Below are 9,805 nucleotides of genomic sequence, written 5' to 3' on the forward strand. Positions count from 1 at the left end.
CAGCGATTAACTCAACTCCTGTGGATCAACGTCAATCGTTACTTTCATCGAAGATGGCTTACTGTGTAAAAGATTAGCCCACCATTGACGTACATAGAAATGCATCTTGGCGCGATCTTGTGAAAGCAAAACAACATGCGATTGATAACGTCCAGCTTTACGTTCCATCGGCGCAGGAATCGGTCCCCAAATATCAATTAAATTTTCCTCTGAATTTTGGCGAAGTAACTGCGTCATTTCAGTGAGAAATTTTAAATTTTCTTCCTGATGTTTAGATTCACAACGGATCATGATGGCATAACGACAAGGTGGCATTAAGGCAGCTTGACGATCTTTCAAAGTCTGCTTTGCAAAAGCACGATAATCTTTATCAATGAGTGTATTTAATAGCGGATGATCGGGACGTAAAGTCTGTAAATACACTTCACCCTTTTTCTCGCCACGCCCTGCACGCCCTGCGACCTGAACAATCAACTGGGCTGTTCGTTCAGTCGCTCTGAAATCGACACTGAGTAAGCCCGCATCAATATCTAAAATCGCCACTAAAGTGACATAAGGGAAATGATGACCCTTCGCCAGCATTTGTGTACCCAGTAAAATCGTTGGTTCACTCTTTTGAATTTGATCATAAATTTTTTGCCAACTGCCGACACGACTGGTGGAATCACGGTCTACACGTAACACTGGAAAATTCGGAAATAGCTCATTTAAGGTTTCTTCAACTTTTGCAGTGCCCATACCAATCGGTTTGAGCTGTGTTTGATTACAACTCGGGCAGGCATCAGGCATGCGATTAATCGTGCCACAATGATGACAATGCAAATGCTGATATGGCTTTAAGTGCAAAGTGAAATGCGCATCGCAATGTGGGCAATTGGCTTGCCATCCACAACTTTCACAAATTAAAACAGGGGCATAACCACGACGGTTGAGGAAAATTAAAACCTGTTCTTTTTTCTCTAAACGCTTTTTAATTTCGGCAATTAAACTATCGCTTAACCCATTTTGTTTTTTTGCAATTTTTAAATCAATCAGATGCATTTTGGGCATCACCGCCGTGCCCGCACGTTGATTCAATTCAATACGTGTCAGTTTGTCCTGACGTGCCAAATAATAACTGTCGATACTTGGTGTTGCAGAACCTAAAATAATCGGACAATTTTCCAAGTGTGCACGATACATCGCCACATCACGTGCATGATAACGGAAGCCTTCTTGCTGTTTAAATGAGAGATCATGTTCCTCATCTAAAATGATCAAACCCAGATTCGGTAAAGGCGTATAAATTGCTGAACGTGTACCCAAAATAATCGAAGCTTTGCCTGTTTGTGCATGTTGCCAAGCTTGTAGACGTTTGGTGTCATTTAAACCTGAGTGGAGCAGGGCAATATTGCAATGAAAGCGGGATTGGAAACGGCTAATAGTTTGTGGGGTTAAACCAATTTCAGGTACTAAAACCAAAACTTGTTTGCCTTGTTTCAGCACTTCATGCATGACTTGCAAATAAACTTCAGTTTTACCACTGCCTGTTAAACCATCGAGTAAATATGCATGATATTTATTTTGCGATTTTAAAATATTTTGAATGGCTTTCTTTTGATCTTCATTTGGTGTCAGTGGCATTTGTGCCAATTGCACAGGTTCAGGCTTAAAGTTTTGTTCTTCTAAATCACAACGAACAATCTCTTTCTTTTCAAGTGCTTTTAAAGTCGCTGTTTCTACACCACTGAGATTGAGGATATTTTCCTGAGTCCCTTTGGGATGCAATTTTAAAATTTTATAAGCTTCTTGCTGTTTCTCGGAACGCTTTACTTTGTCTTCAGCATTTAAATTGAGTACTTTCCAAATACGTGCCAATAAATTATAGGGCTTCCCTTGGCGTAATAAGGTCGGTAAAGCAGTTTGAATCACTTCTCCGATTGGAAATTGATAATATTGCGCAGACCATGTCAATAAACTTAAAACTTTCGCATCTAAAATGGCTTGTTCATCTAACAATTCAGTGATGAATTTAAGTTTGAAATGTGAATCGAGTGGTTCATCAATGGGAATTTTTTTCACAATGATGCCGATCAGATTTTGTCGACCAAAAGATACCGCCACGCGAGCACCGATCTCTGCCTGTGCATATTGTTCAGGACTGACTTGATAATCAAAGCAGTCATTCAAATAGACAGGTACAGCAACTTGAACTCGGTAAATCGGTGTCGGCGTATCAATATTATTCGGCATATTTAAGATTCAAAGACTCAACGATGAAATTGTATCGTGTACGGATTCTGCTTGTGTTAGAGTGTAGCGATCATTTATAAACAAGAATATGAATGATTTATAGGGTTTGACGCAACAGCGTAAGCAAAAAATTTTGGAAAACTAGAGCATTATAATGCCAGCATATCAGTTTACTGCGATTGACGCTTCAGGGAAGCAGCAAAAAGGCGTGTTAGAGGGCGATTCAGCACGTCAGATCCGACAACAGCTACGGGACAAAGAACTGATCCCTGTGACTGTGGATGCTGTAGAGCAAAAGGATAAAACACAAAGCTCAGGCTTATTTCAGCGTAAATTTTCCGCTTATGATTTGGCATTGATGACACGCCAATTATCTGTACTGGTTGCTGCTGCAATTCCTTTGGAAGAAGCCTTACGTGCTGTGGCAAAACAAAGTGAAAAAGCGCATGTGCAGAACTTATTGCTTTCAGCACGTTCTAAAGTACTCGAAGGGCATTCCTTAGCCCAAGCCATGCAACAAACAGGGCGATTCCCTGATTTGTATATTGCCACGGTTGCAGCAGGTGAACGTTCAGGGCATTTAGACCTTATTCTTGATCAATTATCAGATTACACCGAAAACCGTTTTGCCATGCAAAAGAAGATACAAGGTGCAATGATCTATCCAATTATTCTCATGTTGATGTCATTTGCGATCGTCATGGGCTTAATGACCTATGTCGTTCCGGACATCGTCAAAACTTTTGATCAAAGCAAACAAGCACTGCCTTGGATTACTGTGGTGTTAATGAAAACCAGTGACATCATTCGGCAAGCTTGGCCATTTATATTGGTTGCCAGTGTGCTCGGAATATTTTTATTGGTTCGATTTTTACGGACATCGGCAGGACATTATGCCTTTGATCGTTTAACCCTCAGATTGCCATTATTTGGTAAATTATCACGTGGTATAAATGCAGCACGATTTGCCAGTACCTTATCCATTTTGACCCAATCAGGTGTGCCTTTGGTAGATGCATTGAAAATTGGTGCAGCCGTGAGTAGCAATTGGGTGATTCGAGATGCCGTCAATATCGCCGCAGAAAAAGTCACGGAGGGTGGGAACCTTGCAACACAACTTGAGCGTTGTGGTTATTTCCCACCGATGATGGTACAAATGATCAAAAGTGGTGAAGCATCTGGGGAATTAGACCGTATGCTGAGTCGTGCCTCAGATATGCAAGACCGGGAAGTATCGTCTTTTATCTCGACTTTATTGGCATTGTTAGAGCCGTTGATGTTGGTGTTTATGGCGGGTATTGTTTTGGTTATTGTGATTGCTGTGATGTTGCCAATCGTCAATATGAACAATATGATTTGATTGATACGATTTAACCAAATTATTTTTATAAAGAGTTTTTAGAGAGTAAGTAAATGCAACAGAAGATGAATAGAACTCGCCAAACAGGTTTTACCTTAATTGAAGTCATGGTTGTGATCGTGATTTTAGGTGTATTAGCCGCATTGATCGTTCCAAATGTCATGGGACGTGGGGAAAAAGCTAAAGTAGACACCACCAAAATTACTTTAAAAGGTGTAGCGGGTGCTTTGGATCAGTACAAATTAGACAATAGCCATTATCCAACCAGTCAAGAAGGTGGTTTGGATGCTTTGATCAATAAGCCTGCGACAGCAAAAAACTGGATGCCAGAAGGTTATGTGAAAGGTGGTTATCCGAAAGACAGCTGGGAAAACGATATTCAATATGTGATTCCAGGCTCAGAAGGTCGCAAGTTTGATCTATATTCATTTGGTGCCGATGGTAAACAAGGCGGCGAAGGGAATGATGCTGATATTTATTACACACCTTAATTGAAAATCATTCTAAGTTATTGATGATGAAATAAATCACTTCACTTAATCGAATAAATAAATATTGAGTGAAGTGATAATCTTTCTTAATTATAAAAATAACATTAAGCTATTGAAAAGTATTGCATTATAAAATAAATTTGATTTGAGATTTATAATAAGAATTATTCCCATATTTAATAGTTACAATAAAGTTAAATCATGGATAAAAATAGACTTTTTATTTAGTTAAAAGCTTGCATAATAGTTCTCAAGGCAACATGAATTGCTCAGGAGAATGAGATGAAAGCATTATTATTATCGGATGAAATTACCCAATTTCATTGGAGCATGCTCAAATCTGTTTTACTCATTTTGAGCCTGTTACCCATGAGTCAATTTTTTATGAATTTATGGCAAGGTGCAGATGCCAGTAGTCAAATCATGATTGGTTTTATGGCAATCAGTGTGTTTAGTGCTGTGTCAATTATTAGTTTTTGTAGTGCTTTGAATTTTACCGTGGTGCAATTAAAAACAGAACTATCATCATTCGCTGAACAATATGCGGTAAAAATTTATCGTTATTTACCGATGTTATTCTTAGTCAGCATGATGTCTTACTTAGTGACTCAAATTTAATGATACTGAAAGTAATACCATTCATTAAAAGTTAGATAATATAAATAAAAAGGTTTACACAGACTCGATATATAGAAAGGTTTAAATTGCTTTGCGCAGTCGATGCCTAACTTTTGATGGATCAAAAGTTACAAAAATCCTTTGTTGGGCGAGGGGTATGTCCTATACCCCCGCCCAACGGCGACATCCATGTCGCCTCACGATAGCATCACCATATTTAAAGCAATTGTTGCAGAAAAGAAAAAAGGATAATTTATATAAAGTTAATTTAACAGATTGGTGTAAAAACCGAGGTTGCCCTCGGTTTTTTATGATTCAAAAAATTGTTCGATTTCATCCCAGTGAGGGAGATGTTCATAGCTTTGTGGATTCATCGAAGTGCATTCCCAATTGGCTTTAGAGTTGACGCAAAAATGGAGCGTTTGAACAGGAGATAATTCACTGTCAATGAGTCCTAAAGGAATCCAGATAAACGTGGTTTGACCAATTTGATTGGGAACAGGTGAACCACATTTTTGACAAAAACAAGAAGTAAAACCTGTGTCTTTCTTATAGGTGATAATATTTTCTTGACCTTGAATCCATTGAAAATATTGTGATTTGACCATGCTTGCATGATTGGCATGTGTCCCAGATTGTTTTCTGCATAAGCTACAGTGACATTGATAAATGATATTGATTGGCTTATTCACTTGAAACTGAATGGTATGACAGAGGCATTTTCCTGTGAGCATTTTTTATCCTTTGTTATTCTTCATTTTCATCATAAATAACCTCTTATATTTACAATAAGAGGTTATTTATATGGTCAAGATCAGCGTCTAGATTTGAAACTTACATCAACTTTTTTCGGACGATAAACCCAGCCTAAAATCAGTAATAATAATGAGAAGATTAAAATCGGCCAGTCACTTAAACGAGTATATAAAGTTTCGCCTTGCATCGCGGGTAATTCACCACGTAAAACCGCTTTTTGATCCACAGGTGCTTGTTTCACAATATGTCCATTGTGATCAATAAAAGCAGTTACACCTGTATTGGTGGCACGAATAAACCAACGCCCATTTTCTTTAGCACGCATCTGTACCATTTGTAAATGTTGCAATGGCCCCGCGGTTCCAGTAAACCATGCATCATTTGAAACAGTGACTAAGAAATCACTATTGATTGCATTACGACGGGTTAAATTTGGATATGCGACCTCATAACAAATCGCTGCGGCTAAATGGTGACCTTTAATGTTAAATGGTTTCTGATCAGAAGCACCACGTGAAAAACCACTCATCGAAGGGTCATTTTGCAATGCAGGAAGTACCCAACTGAGTAAGCCAGAAAGGGGAATGTACTCTCCAAAAGGCACGAGTCTTTGCTTTTTATATAAGCCAGAACCTTCATCACCAGAAGCCATCATACTGTTGTAATACATCGGATAGCCATTTTGTTGAGATTCTTTTAAATCCCAATAGGGAATGCCTGTGACCCATGCGGTACCTGTACTTTTGGCTTGCTGATCCATCATTTCCAAAAACTGTTCAATATCGGTTTGGAATAATGGAATGGATGATTCAGGCCAAACAATCAGGTCACGTCCCCATTCAGTACGGCTTAAATTGACATAAATTTCTAAGGTTTTAACTTGGTATTCAGTCAACCATTTTAAATCTTGTGGAATATTGCCTTGAATGAGGGAAACACTCAGTGGCTTCTCAGCTTTTGGTTGTACAAACTGAATGAATGAAGCGCCCCAAGCCCCGAGCAAAAGTACAAGTGCAGGGATTGCCCAGAAAAACTTTTTATTCAGAATTTCAACGAGCGCACAGGCAAGAATGATCACCACAAAGGAAACTGCGAATACACCAAATAATGGTGCATAGCCATCTAAAAAGCGCTCAGTAAATGCATAGCCTGCAAATAACCACGGAAAGCCTGTAAAGACCCACGTTTTAGACCATTCAAAAAATACCCAAAGTGGCGCGAAGGTCAAAGGTGTTTCTGGAAAAAATCGACGATATACCCAAGTTTGTACTGCGCTAAATAGCCCCATTAAAAGCGCCATGACTGCAATCATGAGTACGCTTAAAAAGGCATTGGTATCGCCATAGACATGGATCGAGGTATACAACCAAAAAGCGCCAACAAACCATAAGCCAAAGCCGTAACTTAGACCTATCGCAAAAGCTTGTTTTGGCGTACGCCCTTTTAAACATGCATAGAGTAGGGCAGGTGATAAGATCGCTAACCACCACCAATAAAAAGGCGCCAGTGCTAAACTGAACACTGCGCCCGATATTAACGAAATCAGTAAGGGGAAAATGAAAGGTAACTGTTTTTGTTGTTGTGAAGAATTTAACAGCTTGTCAAAATATGCTCTCATTTACGTACAGCTCGAATCAGATGAATAGTGCGGGCATCTGCTTCAATAATGGTAAATTGCCAATCCTCAAGTTCAATGACTTGCCCTTGTAGGTCGCTGACTAAACCAATTTCTTGAAGCAATAAACCACCCATAGTTTCTACTTCGTCATCAGAAAATTCAGCATCTAAAACATTGTTAAAATGTTCGATTGGTGTAAGTGCTTGTACAATCCACGTGTTGGCTGTGTTATGGCTTTTATCGGGAACAATAAATTGTGCTTCTTCATCAACATTGTCATGTTCATCTTCGATTTCGCCAACGATTTCTTCAAGAATATCTTCTAAAGTCACCAAACCTGCTGTTGAACCATATTCATCAATGACAATTGCAATATGCGTTTGGGTATTTTTCAACATCCTCAATACTTGGTCAGAACGCGCACTTTCAGGTACAAATAAAGGCTGACGCATCAGTGCGTGTACATCGACATTGGATGAGCGATCGGTTAAAAATGGCAATAAGTCTTTTGCAAGTAAAATACCCACTACATTTTCAGGTTGATCCGCTGAAAACACTGGGAAACGTGAATGCGCAGATTCAATTAGAACATGCAAAATATCAAGTAGTTGGTCATCTTCTTGCAAGCTAACCATCGCCGTACGTGGCGTCATCACTTCACGAATTTTTGTTGCTGGAAGGTCTAAAACGCCCTCTAACATTGCAACGGTATCTGGTTCTAAAAAACGACGTGAATCTTGTACTAATTTTAGCAGTTCATCGCGGGTTTCTGGTGCTGTGCCTAGCCATTTGCGTAATCCACGCATTCCCCACGATGTGCCTGATTCCTCGTGCATGATCTTTCCTAAAGACGCTTAATATCTGGTAAATGAATTTTTATCATACCGAAGAAAATACAGATGTCTATCTCTTAAATGCGCTAATTGTATGAATGGAAAGAAAGCGTTATATATGGTTACCCATGAAGAATCACTATTTGAAAATAATATGCAAAAATTTATAAGTTTTTTTATGATTTTAATAGTTTATTCCAGTTTGAGTATGGGGAGAATTCAAGCTCAACTTTTGGAAAATCAACAAAGCACTGCTTCAATCCGTTATCAATTTGTTCAACCACAACATTTTGAAATGAAGGCTGAACTTGATGGCGGTTGCTATAAAGGCAATCAGGACTTGTTGTCTGCCGAGATTCACCGTAAAAAAGAAAAACCTGAATATTTACAACAACGCATTTCAGCTTATAGAAAAAGAGGAATTGAATTCACAGCGATGACCTTTATTGTCAATGAACAGCCAATTTCAATGAATGTGTTGGATGATGCCTTTATCACGCAATATTGTACAAATGGCACAAATATTCCTGTTTTTATTCAAGGTGATATTGTTAATTTAAAACTGAATGGTGATTTAGAGCCAATTTATTTTGTACGATTTGCAAAACGACTATGATCAATAAAATGTAAGAATAGAAATGAATAATCCAGACCTTTGGATATGCTAAACTAAGCAAAATTAGTTTTTTGAGTTTGAAAATGTCAGATCAGTCTATTACACCGAACATTCAATTGAATACACGTGGATTGCGCTGTCCTGAACCCGTGATGATGTTGCATCAAGCGATTCGTAAGTCTAAATCAGGTGATGTGGTAGAGGTTTTTGCCACTGATAATTCAACGTCTTGGGATATTCCAAAGTTTTGCATGCATCTTGGGCATGAGTTGATTTTACAAGAAGAAGTACAAGATGCAGAAGGAAATAAAGAATTTCATTATCTGGTCAAAAAGGGCTAGTTGGTTAGTAAAATAAAAATAGAGGAATGAATAACTTGAGATTTATTCATTCTTTTTTACATAAAAATAATAAGTTTTAGTTACTTTTTTGATTATAATCTAAACATATTTTTAATAATAATTAAATATTCGAATGAACAGCTTAGTGAATAGTATTCATAAAATTTTGGATCAACTTGGACTTACCGCTCAAAAACGTGCCATCCATATCCAATTTACACATACAGACTTAAACCAACAGGTCTACTTACAACGCATTGACGGACAACATGCTATTAACCAAGGTGTGTCTGCTGAACTGATTTGCCTATCAACATCTGCAACCATTCCACTTAAACAATTCATTGGTACACAAGTTGCCATCGACCAAGTGACTGATCAAGGACAGCTGTTCCGTACTACAGGCATCATTACCGAAGCAGCTCAGGGACAGAGTGATGGTTCACTAACGATTTACAAACTCAAACTTCAAGATGCAACTTCACTATGGAATAAACGCCGTAACAGCCGTGTATTCATGAACAAATCGGCAGTTGAAGTCATCGAAACCATCTTTAAAGAATGGCAAGACAAAAGCCCATTATTCGCAACAAGCTTAACTTTAGATAAAAGTGGATTGCAAAAAGACTACGATATCCGCCCATTCATCATGCAAAGTAACGAAAGCGATTACGACTTTCTCACCCGTTTAATGCGCAGCGAAGGCATCAATTGGCTGATTGACGAAGCACAACTGCAAGTTCCAAATTCAGCGACACAAATCCAAGCCCAGAAACTTCGGTTAATTGATGACAATAGCCAATACAAAGCCCTAGAACGTAGAAACATCCGTTACCATCGTAGCAGTGCCACAGAAAAACAAGACAGCATTACTAGTTTTATCGGACAACGCAGCCTACAACCGACAGCCGTCCACGTACAACGCTGGCAAGCCGATGTA

The 9,805-nt window shown here is 38.6% G+C and carries 10 protein-coding genes; 6 read left to right on the forward strand and 4 right to left on the reverse strand.

The window, feature by feature from the left end; genetic code table 11:
- Nucleotides 1-6: 6 nt before the first annotated feature.
- On the reverse strand, nt 7-2,232 hold the full coding sequence (locus EXE10_RS01480; RefSeq protein ID WP_130112117.1) for a primosomal protein N': 2,226 nt from the start codon (nt 2,230-2,232) through the stop codon (nt 7-9).
- A 154-nt stretch (nt 2,233-2,386) separates the two neighbouring features.
- On the opposite strand from EXE10_RS01480, the gene gspF reads away from it, so the two are divergent.
- From gspF to EXE10_RS01495, 3 genes are all read left to right on the forward strand, one after another.
- A complete protein-coding gene (gene gspF / locus EXE10_RS01485) occupies nt 2,387-3,592 on the forward strand; it encodes a type II secretion system inner membrane protein GspF (RefSeq protein WP_068975104.1) in 1,206 nt (401 codons plus the stop codon).
- A 53-nt stretch (nt 3,593-3,645) separates the two neighbouring features.
- Nucleotides 3,646-4,083, forward strand: a complete 438-nt coding sequence (gene gspG / locus EXE10_RS01490) for a type II secretion system major pseudopilin GspG (protein ID WP_068975105.1) — start codon at nt 3,646-3,648, stop codon at nt 4,081-4,083.
- Nucleotides 4,084-4,365: 282 nt separating this feature from the next.
- Nucleotides 4,366-4,701: a hypothetical protein gene (locus EXE10_RS01495; protein ID WP_068975106.1), complete on the forward strand. Its 336-nt coding sequence runs from the start codon at nt 4,366-4,368 to the stop codon at nt 4,699-4,701.
- Nucleotides 4,702-5,009: 308 nt separating this feature from the next.
- On the opposite strand, the gene EXE10_RS01500 is transcribed toward EXE10_RS01495, so the two are convergent.
- From EXE10_RS01500 to EXE10_RS01510, 3 genes are all read right to left on the reverse strand, one after another.
- Nucleotides 5,010-5,435 carry a GFA family protein gene (locus EXE10_RS01500; protein ID WP_087553134.1) on the reverse strand — a complete coding sequence of 142 codons (426 nt, stop codon included), beginning with the start codon at nt 5,433-5,435 and terminating at the stop codon, nt 5,010-5,012.
- Between the two features lie 80 nt (nt 5,436-5,515).
- The gene (gene lnt / locus EXE10_RS01505) at nt 5,516-7,075 is read right to left on the reverse strand and encodes an apolipoprotein N-acyltransferase (protein ID WP_130112118.1); all 1,560 of its coding nucleotides are present in this window, start codon (nt 7,073-7,075) and stop codon (nt 5,516-5,518) included.
- Nucleotides 7,072-7,911 carry an HlyC/CorC family transporter gene (locus EXE10_RS01510; RefSeq protein ID WP_068975109.1) on the reverse strand — a complete coding sequence of 280 codons (840 nt, stop codon included), beginning with the start codon at nt 7,909-7,911 and terminating at the stop codon, nt 7,072-7,074. The genes lnt and EXE10_RS01510 overlap by 4 nt, the downstream gene beginning before the upstream one ends.
- A gap of 175 nt (nt 7,912-8,086) precedes the next feature.
- On the opposite strand from EXE10_RS01510, the gene EXE10_RS01515 reads away from it, so the two are divergent.
- From EXE10_RS01515 to EXE10_RS01525, 3 genes are all read left to right on the forward strand, one after another.
- A complete protein-coding gene (locus tag EXE10_RS01515; protein ID WP_130112119.1) occupies nt 8,087-8,524 on the forward strand; it encodes a hypothetical protein in 438 nt (145 codons plus the stop codon).
- Nucleotides 8,525-8,607: 83 nt separating this feature from the next.
- Nucleotides 8,608-8,865, forward strand: coding sequence for a sulfurtransferase TusA (gene tusA / locus EXE10_RS01520; RefSeq protein WP_068975110.1), 258 nt, complete (start codon nt 8,608-8,610; stop codon nt 8,863-8,865).
- 133 nt (nt 8,866-8,998) lie between these two features.
- The coding region (locus EXE10_RS01525; protein WP_213073840.1) for a phage late control D family protein at nt 8,999-9,805 on the forward strand (807 nt) is incomplete at its 3' end.

The organism is Acinetobacter sp. WCHAc060033 (assembly GCF_004209125.1).
Classification (GTDB): domain Bacteria; phylum Pseudomonadota; class Gammaproteobacteria; order Pseudomonadales; family Moraxellaceae; genus Acinetobacter; species Acinetobacter wuhouensis.